The sequence below is a fragment of the Janthinobacterium sp. HH102 genome, from assembly GCF_001758625.2.
GTDB lineage: Bacteria > Pseudomonadota > Gammaproteobacteria > Burkholderiales > Burkholderiaceae_D > Janthinobacterium.
The window spans coordinates 3,836,640-3,859,308 of sequence record NZ_CP062062.1; the positions used below are offsets into that span (position 1 = coordinate 3,836,640).

Consider the following 22,669-nt stretch of genomic DNA (forward strand, 5'->3'; position numbering starts at 1 on the left):
GCCATATCCAATTCAGATTGATGGTTTTTTGATGAATTTTTTGATGAAAAATGCGGATTTTCATCCCTATACTGATTCTACAACTTAAACAACGGAGACACCGCATGCCCACCACAGACGCCACCGCAGCGCCGCCCAGCCCCTTCTGGCTAGCATCAGAAAACTGCGACCTGCAGGATTTCATCGCCACCGTCAGCCTATGCACGGCGCTGGCCGACTATCCCCACGCCGCTGCGGTGAAAGAAAACATTCTCGTCTACGACTGCGACCGGGTGCGCGCGCTGGCCGCCAGTGCGGTGTCGCTGCGCGCGCTGCAGGCCGAATGGGGCCGGGCGCTGATGGATGGTCCTGGCGTCATCGTGCTGCAACGCGCCGTCGCCGACATGGACACGCTGGAACAGGTAAGCGGCGTGTTTCGCGCGCTGATCGCCGAACAGCATGCGAGCGGCCAGGCGGCCGGCGACCATTTCGCCAAGGCTGGCGCGAATGACCGCATCTGGAACGCCCAGCAAAAACTGTGTCTGCGGGCACCCGAGGCATTCGCGCGCTATTACGCCAACCCCGTCTTCGCGTGGATCGCCGAGGCCTGGCTCGGTCCCGCCTACCAGATGACGGCGCAAGTGAACGTCGTCAACCCGGGCGGAGCGGCCCAGGCGCCGCACCGCGACTATCACCTGGGCTTCCAGAGCGCGGCCAGCTGCGCCGCCTATCCCGCGCCCGTGCACCAGATGTCGACCCTCTTGACCTTGCAGGGCGCCGTCGCCCATTGCGACATGCCGCTGGTATCCGGTCCCACCCTGTACCTGCCCGGGTCGCAGCGCTACCGCGCCGGTTTTCTCGCCTGGCAGCAGCGGCCGTTCCGCGACTACTTCGCGCGGCATTGCGTGCAGCTGCCGCTGGCCAAAGGCGACGCCGTCTTCTTCAACCCCGCCCTGTTCCATGCGGCGGGCCATAACCGCTCGCCCGACATCCGCCGCATGGCCAACCTGCTGCAAGTGTCGTCGCCGTTCGGGCGCGCCATGGAAGCGCTGGACCGCCGCGCCATGAGCGCCGCGCTGTATCCGGCCCTGCAGGCGCTGCGCGCGCAGGGAGTCCTGGATGACATTGGCATCAGCCACGCGATTGCCGCCTGCGCCGAAGGCTATGCCTTCCCCTGCAACCTCGACCGCGACCAGCCCATCAACGGCATGGCGCCGCCCACGCAGCAGCAGCTGATGCACGAAGCGCTGGCGCAAGACTGGCCCGCTGCGCGCTTTATCGACGCGCTGGACAGCCACGCCTGGCGCCGGCAAGCCTGAATCCCTCACCGCGACACGAACGGAGTACCCGCATATGCAAGACATCCACATCGGCCTGATCGGTGCCGGCTACATGGGCAAGGCCCACACCATCGCCTACAAGGCTGTGCGCAGCATTTTTCACACGGCCCTGAACCCCGTGTGCGAATGCATCGGCACCAGCAGCAGCGAAGGCGCCGCCCACAGCGCGCAGGAACTGGGCTGGAACCGCTCCACGGGCGACTGGCGCGCGCTGGTCAATGATCCCGCCATCGACGCCGTCATCGTCGCCACGCCGCCGGCCACGCACAAGGACATCGTGCTGGCGGCGCTGGCCCTGGGCAAACCCGTATTCTGCGAAAAGCCGCTGGGCATGACGGCCGCCGAATCGCTGCAACTGGCGCAGGCGGCGGAAAGCGCGGGCGTGGCCAATATGGTCGGTTATAACTACATCCGCACGCCCGCCAGCCAGCTGGCGCGGCAGATCATCGAATCGGGAGAGATCGGCGAGATCATCCACGTCGCCGCCGAACACGTGGAAGACTACCTGCACGACCCGCGCGCGCCCGCTTCGTGGCGCACGCGCGAAGCGACGGCAACGCGCGCCGGCGCGCTGGCCGACGTGGGCTCGCACCTGCTCAACCTGGCCCTGCGCCTGGGCGGTCCCGTCGACGCGCTGGTGGCCGACATGAATACCGTGCACGCGCAGCGCCAAGGCCCGCACAGCATGGAAGCGGTGGAAAACGACGACCAGGGCAATGTGATGCTGCGCTTTGCCAACGGCGCGCTCGGCGCCCTCACCTTCAGCCGCGTGGCGGCCGGCCGCAAAATGGGCTACACCTACCGCATCACGGGGACCAAAGGCGCGATCGCCTTCGATCAGGAAGACCAGAATGCACTATGGCTGTACGACGCCGGCCGTCCCGCGCAGCGCCAGGGTTTCCAGCGCCTGCTGATGGGGCCTGCCCACCCCGACTACCTGGCGTTCAGCCAGGGCGCGGGGCACGGCACCGGGTACAACGAGCAGATCGTCATCGAAGCGCGCGATTTTCTGCAGGCTATCGCCAGCGGCGCGCCCGTCTGGCCCACCTTCCGCGACGGCTACGAAGTCGACCGGCTGATCGATGCCGCGCTGCGCTCCGCACGGGAGCGCAGCTGGATTTTCGTGCGTTGACAACAGGGACGGTTTAGTAAGCCAGCCCGTAGCCGAACTTGTACAGCGGATGGGCCGTGTCATACGGCACGTCCGATTTCTGCACCTGCACTTCGGCCATCGACGACGGCAGCTCGAACGGCAGCTTGCCCTGCGGCTTGGCCTTGCCCGTCAGGACATCGAACAGCGCGCCGTCGCTCACGCCGAAGTTGGCGAGGATGGCGCTGGCCTTGTCCTGCACGTTGCCTAGGATGGCCGGGCGGTCCAGGTACACGGTGACGACCGTCTTCGGCGCATACTTGGCCGCGTTCTTGATCGCCTCGTAATTGGCGTTGCCGTCGACGTAATCGAGGCGGCCCTCGTGCTGCATGCTGCCGAAGATGTAGTTCGGGTGCAGGGTTTCATACGGCGCGGCCACGCGCAGCAGGGCCACGTCCGCTTCCTGCGGCGTGGCGACCACCGTGTAGCCATACTGCTGCGCCACGGCCGCATCGATGCCGTACAGGTAGACCTTCTTGACGGTGGCGGCCAGCGGCAAGACCTTGTCCTTGTTTTCCAGCAAGACCAGCGAGCGGCGCTGGGCTTCCAGGCCCGCTTCGATGAAGTCCGCCTTGCCCACGGTGGCGGCCGCCTTGGCCGCATCGACGAACGGATGCTCGAACAGGCCCTGCTTGAATTTCTGGATCAGGATGCGCCGCGCCGACGTGTCGATGCGCGCTTCCGTCAGCTGGCCCCGTTGCACCGCTTGCGTCAGATAAGGCGCTTCCGTCACGCCGCCGAACTGGTCCATCCCCGCCGTTACGGCCTTCACGTAGCGCTCGGCCTTGGTGGCGTCTTCCATGCCCCACGGCGTGCCGAAACCGATGAAGGAAGGCGCGACGCCAGGCGCCGTGCCGTTGCGGCAGTTGGCGTCGCAGTCGGAGGTGATGCCCCAATCGGACAGGATCACGCCCTCGAAACCGTATTTGCCGCGCAGCAGATCCGTCAGCATGGTCTTGCTGAAGCCGGCCGCCACTTGTTCCAGGGTGATGCCGTCGATGGTGATATTGCCGTCCGGCAGGGCGTAGGTCGGCATGACGGAGGCCGCCTTGGCCGTGAACGCGCCTTCGAACGGCTTGACGTGGTAAGCGAAGTTGTTGCCCGGGTAGGTCATGTAGCGGCCATAGTAATTGTGGCCGTCGAAGCCCTCTTTCGTGGCGCCATAGCCGACCCAGTGCTTGACGACGGCCACCACGCTGCCGTCATGCAATCCCGTATTGCCATCCTGGAAACCTTCGATATAGTGCTGCACCATGCGCTTGGCCAGGTCCGCGTCTTCGCCGAAGGTGCCGTTGATGCGCGACCAGCGCGGCTCGGTGGCCAGGTCCGCCTGCGGCGACAGCGCTTGCGTGATGCCGACGGCCAGGTATTCCTGGCGCGCGATGTCGCCGAAGCGGCGCACCAGCGCATCGTCGCCGATGGCGGCCAGGCCCAGGGTTTCCGGCCACTGCGAGAAACCCTTGGTACCGGCGCTGGCGCCCACCGTGTACTGGAAATGGTGGCGCGGGTCCGTGCTGATGGAGACGGGAATGCCGTGGCGTGAAGTTTCGCTCAGGGCCTGCACCTTGTTGTACTGGGCCGCCATATTGGCCGTGTCGCCCGCCATGCGGGTGATGAAGGTGTTGACGTATTGCTTGACGATCAGGTCTTGCAGCGCCGTCAAATCGTAGGCGCCGCCCTGGCCGATGCCGGTGGGATCGGCCACAGTGGGTGCGGTGCCGTGCATCATCAGACCCGTTTTTTCATCGAGGCTCATGCGCGACAACAGGTCGTCCGCGCGCGCCTCGGCCGGCAGGCGCCAGTCTTCGTACGGGTCGATCTTGCCGTTGCGGTTCATGTCCTTGAAGGTATAGCCGTCGACTTTCAACTGGGTGTAGGTGGTGGCGCCGAACACGGGCTGCGTGTATCCCTCGCTGCCGGTGTGGTTGTTGCCGCAAGCGGTCAGGGCAAGCGTGGCGACGCAGCCGGCGACCACGCGGGCCATCGGTTTCAAAGTGCAATTCATCATTATCTCCAAGACTGTTTTTGTAGGTATCAAGGCGCGGCAGCAAGGCCGGCCGAAAACAATATAGCGTGAGAATGCGTGAGTTTCTTGACCGCGCAGCACGCGTTTTATACCCGCGAGAACAATTTTTGGTTAGATGGCACAACAACCAACAATCTCCTACAAAGTGCTAATATTTGTGAAAAATTACTACAACAAGCGGAATACGCTGAATAAGCAGGAGACAGCCTTGCACAAACCCGACACGCGCACGGTTTCGAACCGCATCGCGCAGCAATGCGCGCGCGCCATGCAGGCCGATGGCCACGATCCCGCCGACTTTTTTCGCCAGACGGGCATCACGCCGGCGCAGCTGGACGAGCCGGGCGGCCGCATCAACGCCGAGCGGCACCGCCGCATGACGGCCTACGCCCAGCAGCTGCCGCAGCACCGCGGCCTGCTCGATCTCGACGTGACGCACTGGTTCGCGCATTACTCGGGCATCGCCCACGTCTGCTTCAATCGCCCCACCCTGCGCAGCGCGCTGCACGAGCTGCTGCACTTGCGGGGCCTGATCGGCGAATTCGACTTCATGCTGATGAGCGAAAATGGCACGCGCATCGAGATCGAATACCTGTCCGAGTTCTGCCAGCTGGGGGGCGCCATGCAGGCGCTGGCCAATTTCCGCATGCTGTCGCTGGTCGCGCGCGCCTACGACGACGGCACACCCACCGCCTTCCATGCCGGTTTCCAGGGCAAGGCGCCGTGGTTCGCGCCGGCCATTGCCGAGTGCTTCGGCGCCGCCGTCACCTTCGGCCAGGCGCGCAACACCCTGACGTTCGACGCGCCTGCGCTGGACCGTCCCTTCGCCCAGTTCAACGCCATGCTGGCGCCGCACGCGCTGTGCTACGCGCAGGGGCAATTGCAGCAATTGCAGGGAGCGCAGCTGTTTTCGGCCCGCGTGGAGCAGGCGATCATCGATTTGCTGGGCCGGCAAGGCGCCGGGGACGCCGACGGCACCGCATTGCTGCCGGCCCTGTGCGACGGTATGGCGATGAACCGCTGGACCTTGCAGCGCCAGCTGCAGCAGGAACAGACCTCGTTCCGCGCGCTGGAATTGCGCGCGAAAAGCCGCGAATCGCGCCGTTTGCTGCGCGAAACGAGCCTGAGCGTGGTGGAAATCAGCGAGCGCCTGGGTTTTTCCTCGCAAAGCGCATTTACCCGCTTCTTCAAGACCCAGTTCGAACTGCCGCCGGCGCGCTACCGGCAGGATGCCGCCGGAACCTAGAGAAAGAGACAAGCAACAAGTAACAAGTAACAAGAAACAAGCAAACAAGCAAACAAGCAAACCGCCAAACCACGAAACGGCCCAAGTCAGAAAGACAGGCGCCCCGGGCCAAGCGGACCTGAAAAATGTCGAGGGCCAGGCGCGGCGACGCAGACAGTACGCCAGTACGGCAAGGAAGCCGCAACGCCGCCATCGGCATTTTCTCAGGCCCGCGTCTCCGGCCCGCTGTTCTCAATCTACACCACCCTTGCCTGCGGCCGTATCCTGAACCAGATCGCGTACATGGCCGGCAGGAACACCAGGGTCAGCACCGTGCCGGCAAACGTGCCGCCGATCAGGGTATAGGCCAAGGTGCCCCAGAATACGGAATGGGTCAGCGGAATAAAGGCCAGGATGGCCGCCAGCGCCGTGAGGATCACGGGACGCGCGCGCTGCACGGTCGCCTCGACCACGGCGTCGAACGGCGCCAGGCCGGCCGCCTCGTTCTGGTGGATCTGGCCGATCAGGATCAGTGTATTGCGCATCAGGATGCCCGACAGCGCGATCAGGCCGACCAGCGCATTGATGCCGAACGGCTGCTGGAACAGCAGCAAGGTGGGCACGACGCCGATCAGGCCCAACGGGCTGGTCAGGAACACCATCACCATCGCCGAGATCGAGCGCACCTGCAGGATGATCATCAGCAGGGTCAGCGCCAGCATGATAGGGAACAGCGGCAGCATCGCTTGCGTTGCCTTGGCCGATTCCTCGATGGAGCCGGCCTGCTCGATGCGGTAGCCGGCCGGCAGCTTGTCGATGACGGTTTGCAGCTGCGCCGTGATGGCGCCCGAGACGTCGGGCGGCTGCATGCCGTCGGCGATGTCGCCGCGCACGGTAATCGTCGGCTGGCGGTCGCGCCGGCGCATCACGGGTTCTTCCGAGCGCACCTCGACGCCGCCCACCTGCGACAGCGCGATGCGTTCGCCATTCGCGCCGGCCAGGGTCAGGTCGGCGATGCGCGCCGGGTCCAGCCGCACGTCGCCTGCCGCGCGCGCCACCACCTGCACCGTGCGGATATCTTCGCGCACGGCGGTGACGGGCACGCCGCTGAGCAGGAACTGCAGCTGCTGCGCCACGGCGGCCGACGTCAGGCCCATCGCCTGCAAGCGGTCCTGCTGCAGGCTGAAATGCAGGGTGGGCGTGCGCGTGCCCCAATCGGTATTGACGGTACGCATCATCGGGCTGGCCAGCATCACGCGCCGCACCTCGTCGGCGATGCCGCGCAACACCTCGGGATCGGGGCCGCTGACCCGGTAGGCCACGGGAAACGGCGAGTACGGGCCGAACACCAGTTGCGTGACGCGCACGCGCGCCTCTGGCGCCAGGCCGGCGGCAACGGCCACGCGCAAGCGCTGCTTGAGGCTGTCGCGCGCCAGCTGGCTGTCGGTGCGCACGACGATCTTGGCAAACGAAGGATCGGGCAATTCCGGCCCCATGGCCAGGTAAAAGCGCGGTGCGCCCTGGCCCACATAGGCCGTGACGATCTTCGCTTCGGCCTGGCGCGCCAGCCAGGCTTCCACTTTCGCCGCCGCGCCGCTGGTCTGTCCGATCGCGCTGCCGTAGGGCAGCTGCACTTCGATCAGCACTTCAGGGCGGTCCGAGATCGGGAAGAACTGTTTCTTGACGACGGCCATGCCCAGCACAGCCAGCACGAACAGGCCGATCACGGTGCAGAACACCAGCCATTTGCGGGCGATCACGCGCCCCAGCAGCCGGCGAAAGCGGTGGTAGCGCGGCGTGTCGTACAGCGCATCATGGCCGCCGGCGACCTTTTTCAGCTCGGGCAGCAGCTTCACGCCCAGGTAGGGCGTAAACACCACCGCCACCACCCACGACGCGATCAGCGCGATGCCGACGATCCAGAACATATTGCTCGTGTATTCGCCGGCGCTGGAGCGGGCAAAGCCGTTGGGCATGAAGCCGACGGCCGTTACCAGGGTGCCCGCCAGCATGGGTGCGGCCGTATGGCTCCAGGCGTAGGCGGAGGCGGCGATGCGGCTGTAGCCCTCCTCCATTTTCACGACCATCATTTCGATGGCGATGATGGCGTCGTCCACCAGCAGGCCGAGGCCCAGGATCAGGGAGCCGAGGGTGATGCGGTCGAAATTCTTGCCTGTCGCGGCCATCACGATGAACACCACGGCCAGGGTCAGCGGCACGGCGGCGGCCACCACGATGCCGACGCGCCAGCCCATGCTGATAAAGCACACCAGCATCACCACCAGCAGCGCAGCGAGAAACTTGAGCATGAATTCGTCGACGGCCGCGCTGATATTGACAGCCTGGTCGGTAACCTTGGCCAGGCTCATGCCCAGCGGCATGGCGGCACCGATGGCCGACACTTCCCCGTCCAGCGCCTTGCCCAGGTCCAGCCCGTTCCAGCCGTCGCGCATGACCACGCCCAGCAGCAGCGCCGGCTCGCCGCCATTGCGCACCAGGAAACTGGCCGGATCTTCCTGGCCACGGCGCACGGTGGCGATATCGGACAGGGCCAAGGTGCGCCCCTGCACCACCACGGGCGTATCGCGGATCTTTTGCAGCGCGTCGAGCGCGCCGTCGAGGCGGATGGACACCTGCGGCCCGCGCGTTTCGACCGAGCCGGCCGGCGTGAGGGCATTCTGGCCGTGCAGTGCCGCGAACACGTCCTGCGCCCGCACGCCCAGGGTGGCCAGGCGTTCCTGCGAAAACTCCACGTAGATGCGTTCGGCCTGTTCGCCGATGATATTGACCTTTTTGACGCCCGGCACGTGCAGCAGCCGCTGGCGCAAGGTTTCCGCCTCGCGCACCAGCAGGCGCTGCGGCTCGCCTTTGGCTTTCAGCGCATACAGGGCAAAGGTGACGTCCGCGTATTCGTCATTGATCATGGGGCCGATCACGCCGGCCGGCAAATTGGCCGCCTCGTCGCCGGCCTTCTTGCGCGCCTGGTAAAACTCGGCCTGCACCTGCCCGGGCGGCGTGCTGTCGAGCAGTGTCAGGGTCGTGAAAGCCAGCCCCGGCCTGGTGTAGGTCTCGGCCCGTTCATACCAGCGCAGCTCCTGCAGGCGCTTTTCGATCTTGTCGGCCACCTGGTCCTGCATTTCGCGCGCGCTGGCGCCAGGCCAGGCGGTGACGATGGTCATCACCTTGACCGTGAAGGCCGGGTCTTCCGCGCGCCCCAGCTTGAAGAACGACAGCAGGCCGGCCAGCGAAATGAGACAGATCAGGAACAGGGTGACGGAACGCTCGCGCACGGCCAGCGCCGACAGGTTGAAGCCCGCCGCGCTCATGGATGCGCTCCCGCGCCGGCGGCCACTGGCGCCGGCTCGAGCCTGACCCGCTCTCCCTGGTGCAGCAGATGGGCGCCCAGCGCGACGATGCGTTCGCCCGCCTTCAGGCCGCTGACGTCGGCGCCGTCATCGTGCAGCCCCTGCACCTTCACCGGCCGCCAGGTCACTTGCGCCGGCGTACCGGCGATCACCCACACGCCCTGACCCTTGCCCGCATCGTGCAGGGCCGCCAGCGGCACTTGCACAGTGCCGCTGGCGGCATGCGCGCCGGGCAGGCGCAGGGTGACGGTGGCGCCCAGCGGCGCGCTTGAGAGCGCCGCGTCGAGCACATAGCGCGCCTCGAAAGTGCGCGTTTGCCGGTCCGCCGTCTGCGCCAGCTGGCGCAAGGTGGCCGGCACGCTGGCGCCCGGCCTGCCGAACAGGGTGGCCTGGGCCTTGGAGCCGAGCGCGGGGCGTACGGTTTCCGGCAGCTGGATCGCCGCTTCGCGCCGGCCGTCATGGGCCAGGCGCACCACCACCTGCCCGGCCGCGACCACCTGGCCCGGTTCGGCCAGGGTGTCCATCACGACACCGTCGGCGTCGGCCAGCAGCACCGCGTACTGCAACGCATTGCGCGCCACCCCGGCCAGGGCTTCGGACGCTTTCAATTGGGCGCCGGCCGCGTCAGCCGCCGCCTTCACCTGGTCGTAATTGGATGCCGAGATGGCGCCGGTGCCGCGCAAGTCGCGGTAGCGCGCCTCCTCGTCCGCCGCCTGGCGCGCGCGGGCGCGGTCGGCCGTGACGGACTCCTGCCGCGCCTGCGCCAGCAGTTGCAGGTCGTCGGCGTCGAGGCGCAACAATGGCTGGCCACGGCGCACGGCCTGGCCGGCGTCGACCAGCCGTTCGCGCACCTTGCCGGCCACGCGGAAACCGAGGTCGCTTTGCACGCGCGGCGCGACCACGCCCGTAAAGCTGCGCGTGCCCGCTTCGGCGCCCTGCACCGGGACGGCGCGCACCAGCGGCGTGGCGGTGCGCGGATCGGCCTGCGCCTTGTCGGCGCAGGCGCTCAAGGCCAGGGGCAAGGTGGAGATGACTACAGATGAAGCGAGGCGGCGCCAGCGCATAAGAATCCCATGAATGAGTGATCAGGGTTCTCATTCTGGTACTAGTGACCAAATAAGTCAATGGTCACAACTTAGTGCAAAACTATGGCGACAGGCTGCGCAACACCAGGCTGGACAGTTGCAGCACCGCCGTTTCGCTGCTGTCGACGCTGTGCTGCAGCAGCAAGGGATTGACGTAGGGGCGCATCACCAGATAGATCGCGCTGGCCGTTTCGTCGAGCGGCGTCTTGCGTTCAAAGTCGCCCGTCTTGCGCCCCTGCTGCAAGATATCCTGCAGCAAGGCGCCCATCGCCAGCTCGTAGGCTTGCACGGCAGGCCAGCGCCCGGTGGCGGCCGAGGCGGCGATGTCGTACAGCTTGCGGTCCTGGAAAAACAGCCGCAAGCTGGCCTCGACGCTGGTCCGGAACATGCGCCGCAGCTGCTCCGGCGGCTGGCCGGCCGCCGCCACCGCGTTTCTCACCTCGGTTTCGATCTGGCGCAGGCAGCTGGCGCAGATATGCTCGCCGATGGCTTGCTTGGATTCGAAGAATTTATAGATATAGGCCTTGGAAAAGCCGATCGCCCTGGCCAGGTCGGAGACCGTCGTCTTTTCATAGCCGTAGCGGCTGAAGTAATCGGTGGCGGCGGCAACGATCTGGTCGCGCACGTCGTGGCCGGCCGGGCCGCGCGCAGGGCTTGGTGTGTCGGGTGTGGTGGAATTCATGGCGACAGCTTAACGCGCCGCGACGGAATGCACAATAAGTGACCGATATGTATTATAGTCACACATTATTTCTTTTTTGAACTGGAAGACCACCATGCCACTGCCACGCCTGCGCCTCCCCTTTCTGCTGATCGCCGCCGGCCTGGCCGCCACCGGCTGCACTGCTGGCCTGGACTACCGCCGGCCCGAAGCGCCGCTAGCGGCGCAGTATCTGCACCAGGCGGCGCTCGGCGCGCGCCAGGACGCGGACGCCGCCGAACTGCGGCAGTGGTGGACAGCGTTCGGCGATCCGCGCCTGACCCGTCTGGTAACGGTGGCGCTGGCGCAAAACCTCGACCTGGAGCAGGCGCAGGCCAGGGTCAGGCAGGCGCGCGCCGCCACCGGGGCGGCAGACGCCGCGCTGCTGCCGTCGGCCAGCATTGGCGGTCAGGCGGCGCGCGCCTACCAGTCGGTGCAAACGCCGCTGGGCAAGGTCTTGAACGCCACGCCAGGCTATGACCGCGCCGGCAGCGCGCGGGAATTGAACCTGCAGGCGTCGTGGGAACTCGACCTGTTCGGCGGCCTGCGCCGCGAACGTGAAGCGGCGCGCGCCGATTACGAGGCCAGCGAGGCTGGATGGGCCGCAACGCGCCTGGCCGTGGCGGCGCAAACGGCGGACCTTTACCTGTCCATCCAGGGCCTGCAGGCGCGGCTCGACCTCGCACGCCGGCAGGTCGACACCGACGCGGCGCTGCTGGAACTCGCCACGCTGCTATACGACAAGGGATTGGCGAACGAGCCGGCCCTGCGGCAGGCCGAAGCATCGCTGGCGCAGGCGCGCGCCGCCGTGCCCGGCCTGGACACGGCGCGCGAGGTGGCGCTGCATGCACTCGACGTGATGCTGGGCGCGGCACCCGGCACCTACGGCGATGAACTGGTCGCCGCCGGCGTGATGGCGCGCGCGCCGCGTATCACGGCCGGCGGCTCGCCAGGCGAACTGCTGCGGCGCCGGCCCGACCTGATCGCCGCCGAGCGGCGCCTGGCCGCCGCCAGCGCGCGCACCGGCGCGGCCGTTGCCGAGTACTACCCGAAATTCAATTTTGGCGCCTTGTTTGGCAGCGCCACGGCCGGCGGCGCCCTGTTCGGCAGCGGCTCAGGCCAGGCCGCCGGCATGCTGGGCCTGCGCTGGCGCCTGTTCGATTTCAGCCGCATCGATGCGCAGATCGAGGCTTCGCGTGGCCAGGAAGCCGAGCTGCTGGCGGCCTACCGGCTCGCCGCGCTGCATGCTGCCGAAGACGTGGAAAACGCCTGTTCGGCTCTGCTGCGCCATGAAGAACAGGCCACTCTACAGGCGCATGGCGTAGAGGCGCTTGAGCGCGCCCGCGCCGCTTCGCTGGCAGCCTACGAGAAAGGCGTCACCAGCCGGCTTGATGTACTGCAGGCCGATACGAGGCTGCTGCGTGCAAGGGACGCGCGCGCGCAGGCGCAAACGGCGTCGGCGCGCGCGGCAGTCGCCGCCTACCGGGCGCTGGGCGGCGGCTGGCAGGCGCCGCAGGCCGGGGCCGAGGCGGTCGCTGCCAGGTCAATGTGATGGCGGCCCGAGCCACAGCCGCCGTGCCTTCGGTGTTCCACCGCCGTTTGATGCGGGTGGTGGAACAGTATTGCCAATTGAGTAATTCCTCCCCATACTGCCAGGCATTGCCCTTCATTGCCGTCCACTATGCTTATCAGCCTGCGCCCCGTCACCGTCGACAATTTCGACCTCGTCAGCGACTTGCCCCTGTTGCCGCAGCAGCGCGACTACCTGGCCAGCAACGACTATTCCATCGCGCAAGCGAGTTTCCATCCCGCCATCCTGCATACGCGCGCCGTGTATGGCGACGAAGAGGTGATCGGCTTCCTGATGTTCGTCTCGCCCGACGCCGACGACCCGCCCGGCCACTACCAGATCTGGCGCTTCATGATCGACCACCGGCGCCAGGGGCAAGGCCATGGCCGCGCCGCCCTCGCCCTGGCGCTGGCGGAAATCCGCGCCCGCCCGGATGCGCGCAGCATCGAAATCTGCTACAAGCCCGGTAATGCCAACGCGAAACAGTTCTATGCCAGCATGGGTTTCGTGGAAAAAGGCATGGATGCGGATGGCAATGACATGCTGGCCATGATCGAACTAAGCTAGCTGCCTGACGTCGCGCCCGCATCGGCCCTGGCATCGAACGCCAGCCGTGCCGCATCGATGGCGTCGCGGTGGCCGTAGGCCCAGGCGCCCAGCGCGCTGATGGGAATCAATAGCGAACGCCCCAGGTCCGTCAGCGCATAGTCGACGCGCGGCGGCACGGTGGGAAACACGGTGCGCGTGACGAGACCGTCGCGCTCCAGGCCGCGCAGGGTCAAAGTCAGCATACGCTGCGAAATGCCGCCGATCAGGCGGCGCATCTCGTTGAAGCGCTTGGTGCCATTGCCCAGCAACATCACCACCATCACGCTCCATTTGTCGCCCACGCGGGTCAGGATATCCGTGATCGGGCGGCACGAGTCCGCCACGCCCGCATGGCCGCCGTGGTCGCGCATGCGCTTTTCCAGCTCGGCCCCGCGCGCAGCCACCTCGCCCATGGTCACATCCGTGTGCCCCAGTGTGGAAAAAGTGCCTTCTTGTGCGTTCATTTGATAGTCACTATATTTAACCAGGTTACAAAAACATACCACCCGATCATACCATCCAAGAAGGCAACCATGAACATCCTGCATATCGATTCCAGCGTCCTTGGCGAGCATTCCGTCAGCCGCCAACTGAGCGCCGCCATCGTGGCCCGCCTGCAAGCGGCCGCGCCCGGCGCCACCGTCCACTACCGCGACCTGGCCGCCCAGCCCTTGCCGCAATTTACGGCCGCACCCGGTGCCGCCGAAGGCGAAATCCTTGCCGCCGCGCTGGAGCAAGTGCTGGCCGCCGACATCATCGTCATCGGCGCCCCCATGTACAACTTCGCCATCCCCAGCCAGCTCAAATCGTGGCTCGACGCGCTGGCCGTGCCCGGCAAGACCTTCCAGTACGGCGCCAATGGCCCGGAAGGCTTGCTGGGAGCCAAGCGCGTGATCATCGCCTCGACGCGCGGCGGCTACTACGGCGCCGACACGCCGATGGCCGCCCTGGAACACCAGGAAAGCCATCTGCGCGCCTTCCTCGGCTTTCTCGGCATCCAGCAGATCGAGATCGTGCGCGCCGAAGGCGTCAAGGTCAGCGACGCGGCCAGGATGCAGGCCATGACGGCGGCCTTCGAGCAGATCGGCGCGCTGCAGGCGGCGTAGGTTCAGCTTGATTATCTGGCTGCGGCGGAAACTGTTTCGGCGCAGCCAGACTGGGCATGGCGGACAAGAAACGGCAAACTGCGCTAAGCTGCATCCGCCCCACCACTTTACAAGGACCACCATGACCCTGATCGTCGTCGCCACCATCGATGCCCAAGCCCAACATATCGACGCCGTGCGCGCCGCCCTGGAAGCCGTCGTGCCGCCCAGCCGCACGGAAAGCGGCTGCTTGCGCTACGAACTGCACCTCGACAACAAGATTCCCACGCGCTTCATCATGCTGGAAGAATGGACGGACAACGCGGCCCTGACGGCGCACTACGCGACGCCCCACTTCCACGCACTCGTGGCCGCCACCGAGGGCAAGGTCGTCAAGATCGACGTGGCGGAATTGAGCAAGCTGAAGTAACAACCGGCGCGCTGCGCAAGCGTGCCGCCATCTTGGCAAGTTGCCATCTATAATATGGCAACTTTTCTTTATGGCCATCATGACGACACTTTCCTCGATACGCGGCGCCGCAGCGGCAGCCGCCTTGACCCTCTACACCGCCGCCTTCGCGCAAGCGCCCATGCCCAATCTCGTGGGCGAATACAATCTGCTCTCGTCGAAGACCGTGCCGCCCAGCAACTGGGGCTATTCCAAGGCCCGTGTGTCGATCAAGCAGCTCGACGACCATCACCTGCTGATCCTGCTCGCGTGCGAATGGAAACGCGAACCGAAGGCCGTCTGCGGCGACTATTTCTATGCCCAGTGGCGCGACGATGGCCTGTATCTGCAGGACATGAACACGTTTGCCATGCGCCTGTACTTCGATCCCGCCACGCGCAAGCTCACCATCATTTCGCGTGGCGCCGACGCCAAGCAAAGCGTGCGCCACGAAGTGTTCGGCACGACGACCGAACCGCTGGTCGATACCGCCCTCGTGCGGCGCATGAAGCGCGAGCAATCGAATGCCGACAGCAAGGAAAACCGGCGCGTGTTCGGCCCCTACACCAAGTGGACCTACCAGGAAAACCGCATCGAATTCCAGCGCCAGGACTTGACGGCGCGATAATGCGGCGACTGATCCAGCCCATGCGGCGCCAGCTGCTGCGCCTCGCCGGCGCTCTGCTGTGCTCGCCCTTGCTCGCGCGCGCGGCCGACAACGAGCTGCCCCGCGCCGTACGCCAGCGCATCCTGGCCACCCTGGACTACCCGCTGCCCAAGGTGCTCAATGTGCACCATCTGGCCCTGATACGGCGTTTCAGCATCGGCTGGTCGCCCGTGGAAAGCGGCGCCGCACGCCAAGCAAGCAGGAATCTGTTCCAGCGATGACCCGGCACAGCAGCTTATTCCCGTGCTGTCAATCCGATTCGGCGCCTGTCTCGCTCAACCTCGACGGGGGATGATGGGCAGGCCCTTTTTCGAGTCCGATCATTTTGGGCGGCGATGGATCTTTTCTGCGCTCGCAGACCAATACGCGCAATGCGACAGATAGCGGCACGCCATTTGTATGCAGGTATTTTGCTGCCACGGCAGTGCCAAGCATTTCCTGAAAAATAATCGCCACATCAATTTTTTGTGCTGTCAATGCATCGATCCGCCTGGGATGATCCGGCTCCACCTGCACGGGGCCGCCGATGTAATTTTTAGTCACCATGTCAATTCATGTCAAGTAGGGGGACAAGCACCGCATGCTCCCGCTTCGGGCTACCGCAATTCGGCAGGCCGCCTTTATTGATACTCTTCCGGTCTCTTGCGTATCTCCGCCCTTACTCTGTGCATACGGCTTCGCACTGTTCCCATTCGGTACGCCATCTTTATCGCAATTTCGCCATCGCCCATACCTTCATCCTCACGCAACAATAATGCCTTTCCCAGGGAAGGCAGGAAATGGGCGATAAAAAGAACGATGTTCATTCCAGTTTCCATTGCACCGAAAATCTCTTCTTCATGAAAAATATTCAAGGCATCAATTGCACAATCTACGCCGCCAATTAAACCATCAGAACCTGATTTAATTCTGCCGGCATTGCAATAATGGGTTTTATACCATTCACGGCCATTAACAATCTGAACCATACCATCAATATATTTCTCACGATGAATATATTGGCGCGGAAAATATCGTATGCGGATACGCCATCTGCTATACGGCACCTCAAATATCTCTTCGGCACCCGCACAAAAAATTTTCCAAAAATAACTTTCATTTCCCATGAGCATGCTTCACTCGGCGAAGCCAGAGTTGAGCCATATCCTAACAGCAAGAATACCTCCTCAAATTAATACGCAGAAAACATTGATTTATATCAATATAAGAAATACAAGATAATAAATATTGCAAAACATATAAACACATATCCATCGGGAAACAATTAACCTGAAACTGTTTCTGCGATGTGCAAAAATAACGCCGCTCCATGGTTGAACTTTAATTTATTAAAAATAATAAATATTTCTTTATGGAAAATTTTTATAATGCCGTCTTCTTTGTTACATTCGCCTTCGTGCGCGATGGAAATTTTTTATGTAGTAATATTTAAAAAAATTTCAAAGCATTTTGGGTGAGCATTTCCAATGACAAAAAAGACAAGCACTTCCTACGTCATCGAGTTTACGCAACGAACGACGCGAGTGTTGAGGTCGCTCAATGTGAAGTCTGGAAGAGTGAAGATTGATATCAAAGATACGGCGATGCCGTTCGACACGCGAATAGTCGATGCCTGGGTCAACATCGAAGACGGCGTCCTGTGGCTGGAGCATGAAACGGGAGAAGACTATACGGTGAGAATCAGGCTTGCCACAGTGCTGCGCTGGTCACGTCAACCAAAATGGTAGGCAGCCTGCCGCCACCGCTCGGCAGTTTTTCGGGCCTTGCCCGCTACCGTTTCCCATAACATGAGGAAATCCTGAGTCCCGGCTCCATCGTCCGGTTGGACATCCACCGTGGGAAACAGACCACATTGCCCTGCGTTACAAGGAATCGAGCCTGGCCAGCATCGTGGCCGCCTGCTGCCGGAAAGCGGTGACTGTTTCCTCGTCCATTTTTTCCAGCTGGCGATACGCCATGCCGATGCGGGGATTGTGCTCCAGCGTGGCCGCGTTGCGGTGGAAAAAATCCCAGTACAGGGCATTGAAGGGGCAGGCGCGCTCGCCGATGCGCGCCTTCTTGTCGTAATGGCATCCCTTGCAATAATCGCCCATGCGGTCGATATACGCGGCGCTGGAGACATACGGCTTGGTGGCCAGCAGGCCGCCGTCGGCGAACTGGCTCATGCCGACGGTATTGGGCAGTTCCACCCATTCGAAGGCATCGATGTAAATGCCCAGGTACCAGCCGTGGACCTTGGCGGGATCGAGGCCGGCCAGCAGCGCGAAGTTGCCGATTACCATCAGGCGCTGGATGTGATGCGCGTGCGCCTGTTCCAGCGACTGCGTGATCGCCTGCGACAAACAATGCATCTTCGTCTTGCCGTCCCAGAACCAGGAGGGCAGCGCACGCGCATGGCCAAAGAAATTCTTTTCCGCATAACCGGGCATCTGCGCCCAGTAGACGCCGCGCACATATTCGCGCCAGCCCAGGATCTGGCGGATGAAGCCCTCGACCGCGGCCAGGGGAGCGTGGCCGGCGTAATAGGCGGCCTGCGCCCTGTCGACGACTTCGCGCGGGTTCAGCATTTTCACGTTCAGCGCGAACGACAGCAGGGAGTGGAACAGGCGCCAGGCCTTGCTGCTCATGGCATCCTGGAAATCGCCAAAATGCGGCAAGGCCCGCTCGATGAAGGCATCGAGCTGCTGCAGCGCCTCATCCCGGTTCAGCGCCCAGGCCAGCCGGTCCGCACAGGGCGCGCCGAAGCTCTTCACGCCGGCGGCGACGATGCCTTCCCATAGACGCGAATGGTCATGCACGGTGCGCGGGTCTTGCGGCTCGGCGGGCGTGCCGCGCCAGGGCTTGCGGTTATCGTGATCGAAATTCCACTGGCCGCCGACGGGTTTTTTCGCGTCTTCCATCAACACCTGATGCGTGCCGCGCATCTGGCGGTAGAAAAACTCCATCAGCCATTGCTTGCGCCCGGCGAAAATATCGGCCGCCTCGTGGCGGGCCGTATAGAAATGCTCGCTGTCGACCATCAGCCACGGGATGGCCGAGCGCCGTCCGGCCTGGTAGAGCTGCTGGTCGAGGCGCCACTCGTCGGGCGCCTGGTATTCGACGGCGCCGGCGTCATAGTGGCGAATCAGCGCTTCGATATTCTCCGGTATCGAGCGCGTGCTGGCCACGTCGCCGATGGCGATGTAATGCACGGCGTGGCCATCCTCGCGCAGCTGGCGCGCAAAGTCGCGCATGGCAGCGAAGATGGCCAGGATTTTCTGCGCGTGATGCAGCACATAATCGGTTTCTTGCCGCACTTCCATCAAGACGTAGATGGTGGCGTCGTCGACGTCGGTAAACCAGCGGTGCTGCGTATTGAGCTGGTCACCGAGGATCAGGCGCAAGGTGGGCTTCGGTGTCATTATTGTCCTGTATCAAATAACATCGTGGCCGCTAGCCTTGCGGCATTGGCTGCGGCGCCGGGACAGGCGCGGGAGCCGGTTCCGCCACGGCCTTGCCATGCGCTTCCTGCCCGCCCTCTTCCGCCGGCACGGCCAGCGGCGCGGGCGGCGCGCCTTCCTGCAGCAGATCGCCCGGCTCTTCCACCGGTTCATCCTGCGGTTCCTCGACGGGTTCCACGTGGCGCAGCGGTGGTGGCGGCTTGCCGCCAGGGAAGATGGCGTCGCGCGACAGCTTGCCCGTGTCGAGCGCCGTCTTGAAGAAGTCGCCCACCACCAGCACGGCGTTGTGGCCGCCCTGGCCCCAGTAATTGCTGCGCATGGTGACGCGCGCGTCGTTGAAACCCACCCAGGCGCCGCCGACGAGTTGCGGGTGCATCAGGATGAACCAGCCGTCCGCATTGTTTTGCGTGGTGCCGCTCTTGCCGGCCACGTCGGAACGGATGCCGAAGCGGCTGCGGATGGCCGTGCCCGTGCCCCGGTCGATGACGCCGCGCATCATGTCCGTCAGGGTGGCGGCCGATTCGGCCTGCATGGCGCGCTTGGGCTTGTCTTCGCCGAAGCGGGCGATGACCTTGCCTTCGCGGTCCGTGATGTGCGTGACGACGAACGGCAGACGGGCTTCGCCCTGGGCCGCGATGCTGGCGTAGGCGTTGACCATTTCCAATAAGGTGACAGGACTGGTGCCCAGCGCCAGCGACGGCACTTTTTCCAGCTTGCTGTCGCGGATACCCAGCGCGCGCGCCAGCTTGATGATGGGCGGCAAGCCCACGTCCTGCATCACTTGCGCCGTGATGGTGTTTTTCGAGTAGACGAGGCCGTCGCGCATGGTCATGTCGCGGCCCGTCGTGCCGCTCATGTCCGTCGGGCGCCATTTGGTGCCGTCGGCCGCCTTGATGTCCATCACGGCATCGCGGTAGACATGGTCAGGGCTCAGTCCCTTTTCCAGCGCCGCGCCATACACGATGGGTTTGAAGGTGGAACCGGGCTGGCGCGCCGCCTGCGACACGTGGTCGAACTGTTCGCGCGCAAAGTCTCGGCTGCCCACCCAGGCGCGCACGGCGCCCGTGGCCGGGTCCATGGCCGCAAAGCCCGCTTCCAGCCGCGTCTTCGACTTGCGCAGGGCCGCCATGAAGGCGCGGTCGCCCTTCAGCTGCGCCAGCGCCGCTTCGGGCGTGCCGCCGGCCGCCGTCAGCTTGCGGTAGTCGGCGGACTCGCGCACGAAGGCGTCGAGCAGCGCCGGATGCGATTTCCAGAAATAATCGAAGGGCACGCTGCCGCCCTGCATGCCCGCGTACATGCCCGTCGACGTGGACGACGGCACGCCGGCGCGGCTCCATTCCACGTCGGCAATCGCCTGCAAGGCATTCGCCTGGCGCTCGACGGCGCGTTCGGCCGCCTGCTGCAAATCATGGTCGAGCGTGGTGTGCACCACCAGCGCATCGAGTTCCAGATTGTAGTCGTTCTCGTCGGCCCAGTCGATCAGCCACTTGCGCACATAGGCCGTGAAATGGCTGTCCGACTGCGCCCGCTCGCTCTGGCGCTCGAAATGCAGGCGCAGCGGACGCTTGATCAGCTGCTTGTAGCGCGCCTCGTCGATGACGTCGTGCTTGCGCATCTGGCCCAGCACCACGTTGCGCCGCTGCAGGGAGCGTTCGGGATTGCCGACGGGATTGTAGTAATTCGTCCCCTTGAGCATGCCGACCAGGGTGGCGCTTTCCAGGATGTCGAGGCGCGCGGCGGGTTTGTCGAAATACGTGCGGGCCGCCATTTCGATGCCGTAGGTGTTGTACAGGAAGGGAACCGTGTTCAGGTAGGCTTCCAGGATTTCCGTCTTGCTGTAGGTGGCCTCGATTTTCAGGGCCGTGATCAATTCCTTGAGCTTGCGGTTCAGGTTGCGCGAGCGGCCGATTTCCTCGGGAAACATATTGCGCGCCAGCTGCTGCGTGATGGTGGAACCGCCTTGCGGGTTGCCCCCTGCCGTATGCAGAATGGCGCCGGCCGTGCGCGTGAAGTCGATGCCGTGGTGTTCGTAGAAACGGTGGTCTTCCGTCGAGATCAGCGCACTGATCACGTTCGGCGAAATCTGCTTTAACGTGACCCGCTCCTGCAAGCCCTGGTCGAAGCGGGCAAGTTCCTTGCCATCGGCGCTGACCATGGTGGTCGGCGCGGCCGCGCGCGCCTGGCGCAAGTCGTGGATGCTCGGCGTCAGGGGGATCAGCAACAGCATGTACAGGATCACCAGCGCCAGCAGGGCCAGAAACGACCATAAGACCAGCACCAGCGCGCGCCGCACGGGCGGCAAGGTCATCAAGTGCGCGTGGCCGCGCCGGTACAGCGCCACTGCCTTGATCCACGCCACTCCCGCCACGCGCACTGCCTGCGCGCGCGCCCGTATGAACGCCTGCCGTGCTTTTTCCTGAAACTGCTCCATGCCTGATGCCATGCTTGTAACCTTGTCTGATGCCGGGGAATCCGTTTCAGCAAGTATATAGGGCGGGCAACAAAGCGGGCCGGAATTTACGCCAGGCAAGCATCGAGGCGCGCCAAGGTGACGCCGACATACGCGCCCACGCAGCGCCCGTCATGCGTCGTAAACGGGTTTTCCAGCTGTAGCAGGCCGCAATCGCAGACGACGGGATCGACCTGGGTCACGATGCCGAGCGCCAGGTAGCGCCAGCCATCGAGGCGCACCAGGCGCTTTTCCCGGCCAGGATTGGCGCGGAAGATGGCGTCCCAGTCGTCGATTTCGCTGGCCATGGGCCACAGTTCGAGCTGGACTTGCGCGCCGGCGGCCAGTTGCCCGCCACCAAACTCGTCCATCACGTGCAGGCGCTGGCCGCCCACCTCGATGACGGCTTCCAGGTACTCGCCCTCGGTAGCGATGAAGGTGGCGACGACGATGCTGGCCGTCACTTCTGCGCCTGCTCCAGCAGGGCCGGCAATTCCTTCAGCATCGCCTCGCGCGTGCGCAAGCCTGCGGACTGCTGGCCCTTCTGCTCATCCTGCACCAGGCGCGCGAACACGATGCTGCGCCCGCCCTTGCTGGCCCAGCCCACGAACCAGCCGTAGCCATGCGCTTCGTCGAAGCTGCCGTCAGGCTTGCGCGGGAAAGCGGCGCCTGTCTTGCCATGCACTTGCCAGCCGCCCACGTCCGCCAGGCGCGTCAGGCGTCGCGTCTGCTCCATGGCCTGCTTGGTGACGGGCAATTGATCGTTGACCAGTTTGCGCAAGAAGCCCAGCTGTTCCAGCGGCGAGATTTTCAGCGAAGAGCTGATCCACGAGCGCTCCAGGCTGTTGTCCTTGCCCGGGTCGCCCGACACATCCGCATTGCCGTAGCGCAAAGCCTTGGCGTATTTCTGGAAGCGCTCGGCGCCCAGCGCCTGCGTGATCTGCTGCGAATACCAGACGACGGAATACTGCATCCAGCGCGACGGGTCCGTATCCTGGCGCCACGCTTCGCCACCCCAGTCCACATAGCCCTGGCGGAATGGCAGGCTGGGCTTGTGCTCGTCCTTGAGGAAGCCGGCGTCATAGCCCATCAGGCTGAGCGCGATCTTGAACGTGGACGCGGGAGTAACACGGTCGATGCAATTGCCCTCCTGCAGCAGGACGGCGCCTGTCTTGGCATCGGCCATGGCGGTGCAGATGGTGGCGGAATGGGCTTGCGAGCCGGCCAGGACGGCGCCTGTCAGGCCGAGGATAAACTGGAACAATGCGCGATATTTCATGGGCCTCCGGGGCTGAGGGAGAATGACAAAGCGAAATTGTACCGGGCGGCGCGGCGCGATGCCAGCGCTGATGCAGTGCATGCGCGCTAGCGCCCCGCCGGCACGCCCGGCTGACGTTCCCGCTTCAAATGCTCCTCTTCCAGCTCGTCCATGCCCAGCTTTTCCTCGTCGATCAGCACATGCTCGCGCCGCTCGCGCTCCAGTTCCTCTTCCAGGCTGTCTTCGCCAGGGTCCTGCGTGATGTTCTCCGGCATGCGGTCTTCCTCCACGGTG

Annotated in this window: 22 protein-coding genes; 10 read left to right on the top strand and 12 right to left on the bottom strand. The window is 64.3% G+C overall.

Going from position 1 to position 22,669, the window contains the following annotated elements:
- The first annotated feature begins 104 nt into the window (after positions 1-104).
- Complete coding sequence (locus JAB4_RS17460) at positions 105-1,298, top strand: phytanoyl-CoA dioxygenase family protein (RefSeq protein ID WP_070218489.1); 1,194 nt, start codon at positions 105-107, stop codon at positions 1,296-1,298.
- A gap of 34 nt (positions 1,299-1,332) precedes the next feature.
- A complete protein-coding gene (locus JAB4_RS17465; protein WP_070218490.1) occupies positions 1,333-2,451 on the top strand; it encodes a Gfo/Idh/MocA family oxidoreductase in 1,119 nt (372 codons plus the stop codon).
- 13 nt (positions 2,452-2,464) lie between these two features.
- Here the strand turns inward: JAB4_RS17465 and JAB4_RS17470 are convergent, their stop codons facing one another.
- Entirely contained in the window at positions 2,465-4,477 is a 2,013-nt protein-coding gene (locus tag JAB4_RS17470; protein WP_070218491.1) for a glycoside hydrolase family 3 N-terminal domain-containing protein, read from the bottom strand.
- Positions 4,478-4,703: 226 nt separating this feature from the next.
- Between JAB4_RS17470 and JAB4_RS17475 the strand changes: the two genes are divergently transcribed.
- Positions 4,704-5,741 carry an AraC family transcriptional regulator gene (locus JAB4_RS17475; RefSeq protein ID WP_070218492.1) on the top strand — a complete coding sequence of 346 codons (1,038 nt, stop codon included), beginning with the start codon at positions 4,704-4,706 and terminating at the stop codon, positions 5,739-5,741.
- Between the two features lie 236 nt (positions 5,742-5,977).
- Here JAB4_RS17475 and JAB4_RS17480 read toward each other — a convergent pair whose 3' ends face one another.
- The 3 genes from JAB4_RS17480 to JAB4_RS17490 all read right to left on the bottom strand — a co-directional run bounded on the left by JAB4_RS17480 (position 5,978) and on the right by JAB4_RS17490 (position 10,852).
- Positions 5,978-9,046, bottom strand: a complete 3,069-nt coding sequence (locus tag JAB4_RS17480) for an efflux RND transporter permease subunit (RefSeq protein WP_070218493.1) — start codon at positions 9,044-9,046, stop codon at positions 5,978-5,980.
- On the bottom strand, positions 9,043-10,149 hold the full coding sequence (locus tag JAB4_RS17485; RefSeq protein ID WP_070218494.1) for an efflux RND transporter periplasmic adaptor subunit: 1,107 nt from the start codon (positions 10,147-10,149) through the stop codon (positions 9,043-9,045). Before JAB4_RS17485 ends, JAB4_RS17480 begins: the two co-directional genes overlap by 4 nt.
- Before the next feature lie 82 nt (positions 10,150-10,231).
- A complete protein-coding gene (locus tag JAB4_RS17490) occupies positions 10,232-10,852 on the bottom strand; it encodes a TetR/AcrR family transcriptional regulator (RefSeq protein ID WP_070218495.1) in 621 nt (206 codons plus the stop codon).
- Between the two features lie 94 nt (positions 10,853-10,946).
- Here JAB4_RS17490 and JAB4_RS17495 point away from each other — a divergent pair, with 94 nt between their 5' ends.
- Complete coding sequence (locus JAB4_RS17495; protein WP_070218496.1) at positions 10,947-12,422, top strand: efflux transporter outer membrane subunit; 1,476 nt, start codon at positions 10,947-10,949, stop codon at positions 12,420-12,422.
- Positions 12,423-12,551: 129 nt separating this feature from the next.
- Positions 12,552-13,007: a GNAT family N-acetyltransferase gene (locus JAB4_RS17500; protein WP_070218497.1), complete on the top strand. Its 456-nt coding sequence runs from the start codon at positions 12,552-12,554 to the stop codon at positions 13,005-13,007.
- Here the strand turns inward: JAB4_RS17500 and JAB4_RS17505 are convergent.
- A complete protein-coding gene (locus JAB4_RS17505) occupies positions 13,004-13,399 on the bottom strand; it encodes a helix-turn-helix domain-containing protein (protein WP_070218572.1) in 396 nt (131 codons plus the stop codon). The genes JAB4_RS17500 and JAB4_RS17505 overlap by 4 nt on opposite strands.
- 162 nt (positions 13,400-13,561) lie before the next feature.
- Between JAB4_RS17505 and JAB4_RS17510 the strand changes: the two genes are divergently transcribed.
- From JAB4_RS17510 to JAB4_RS17525, 4 genes are all read left to right on the top strand, one after another.
- On the top strand, positions 13,562-14,134 hold the full coding sequence (locus JAB4_RS17510) for an NAD(P)H-dependent oxidoreductase (RefSeq protein ID WP_070218498.1): 573 nt from the start codon (positions 13,562-13,564) through the stop codon (positions 14,132-14,134).
- A gap of 121 nt (positions 14,135-14,255) precedes the next feature.
- A complete protein-coding gene (locus tag JAB4_RS17515) occupies positions 14,256-14,543 on the top strand; it encodes a putative quinol monooxygenase (RefSeq protein WP_070218499.1) in 288 nt (95 codons plus the stop codon).
- Positions 14,544-14,622: 79 nt separating this feature from the next.
- Positions 14,623-15,189, top strand: a complete 567-nt coding sequence (locus JAB4_RS17520; RefSeq protein WP_070218573.1) for a hypothetical protein — start codon at positions 14,623-14,625, stop codon at positions 15,187-15,189.
- Positions 15,189-15,449, top strand: a complete 261-nt coding sequence (locus tag JAB4_RS17525) for a hypothetical protein (protein ID WP_070218500.1) — start codon at positions 15,189-15,191, stop codon at positions 15,447-15,449. Before JAB4_RS17520 ends, JAB4_RS17525 begins: the two co-directional genes overlap by 1 nt.
- 28 nt (positions 15,450-15,477) lie before the next feature.
- Here the strand turns inward: JAB4_RS17525 and JAB4_RS17530 are convergent, their stop codons facing one another.
- Positions 15,478-15,774: a hypothetical protein gene (locus tag JAB4_RS17530; RefSeq protein WP_070218501.1), complete on the bottom strand. Its 297-nt coding sequence runs from the start codon at positions 15,772-15,774 to the stop codon at positions 15,478-15,480.
- 74 nt (positions 15,775-15,848) lie between these two features.
- Positions 15,849-16,334: a hypothetical protein gene (locus tag JAB4_RS17535; protein ID WP_139143835.1), complete on the bottom strand. Its 486-nt coding sequence runs from the start codon at positions 16,332-16,334 to the stop codon at positions 15,849-15,851.
- A gap of 360 nt (positions 16,335-16,694) precedes the next feature.
- On the opposite strand from JAB4_RS17535, the gene JAB4_RS17540 reads away from it, so the two are divergent.
- The gene (locus JAB4_RS17540; protein WP_070218503.1) at positions 16,695-16,955 is read left to right on the top strand and encodes a hypothetical protein; all 261 of its coding nucleotides are present in this window, start codon (positions 16,695-16,697) and stop codon (positions 16,953-16,955) included.
- A 135-nt stretch (positions 16,956-17,090) separates the two neighbouring features.
- On the opposite strand, the gene JAB4_RS17545 is transcribed toward JAB4_RS17540, so the two are convergent.
- From JAB4_RS17545 to JAB4_RS17565, 5 genes are all read right to left on the bottom strand, one after another.
- Positions 17,091-18,629: a cryptochrome/photolyase family protein gene (locus JAB4_RS17545; protein WP_139143836.1), complete on the bottom strand. Its 1,539-nt coding sequence runs from the start codon at positions 18,627-18,629 to the stop codon at positions 17,091-17,093.
- Between the two features lie 31 nt (positions 18,630-18,660).
- Entirely contained in the window at positions 18,661-21,111 is a 2,451-nt protein-coding gene (locus JAB4_RS17550; protein WP_070218505.1) for a transglycosylase domain-containing protein, read from the bottom strand.
- A gap of 74 nt (positions 21,112-21,185) precedes the next feature.
- Positions 21,186-21,581: a hypothetical protein gene (locus JAB4_RS17555; protein WP_083287407.1), complete on the bottom strand. Its 396-nt coding sequence runs from the start codon at positions 21,579-21,581 to the stop codon at positions 21,186-21,188.
- Complete coding sequence (blaOXA, locus tag JAB4_RS17560) at positions 21,578-22,396, bottom strand: class D beta-lactamase (protein WP_070218506.1); 819 nt, start codon at positions 22,394-22,396, stop codon at positions 21,578-21,580. The genes JAB4_RS17555 and blaOXA overlap by 4 nt, the downstream gene beginning before the upstream one ends.
- An 86-nt stretch (positions 22,397-22,482) precedes the next feature.
- Positions 22,483-22,650 carry a hypothetical protein gene (locus JAB4_RS17565; protein WP_175444825.1) on the bottom strand — a complete coding sequence of 56 codons (168 nt, stop codon included), beginning with the start codon at positions 22,648-22,650 and terminating at the stop codon, positions 22,483-22,485.
- Positions 22,651-22,669: the final 19 nt, after the last annotated feature.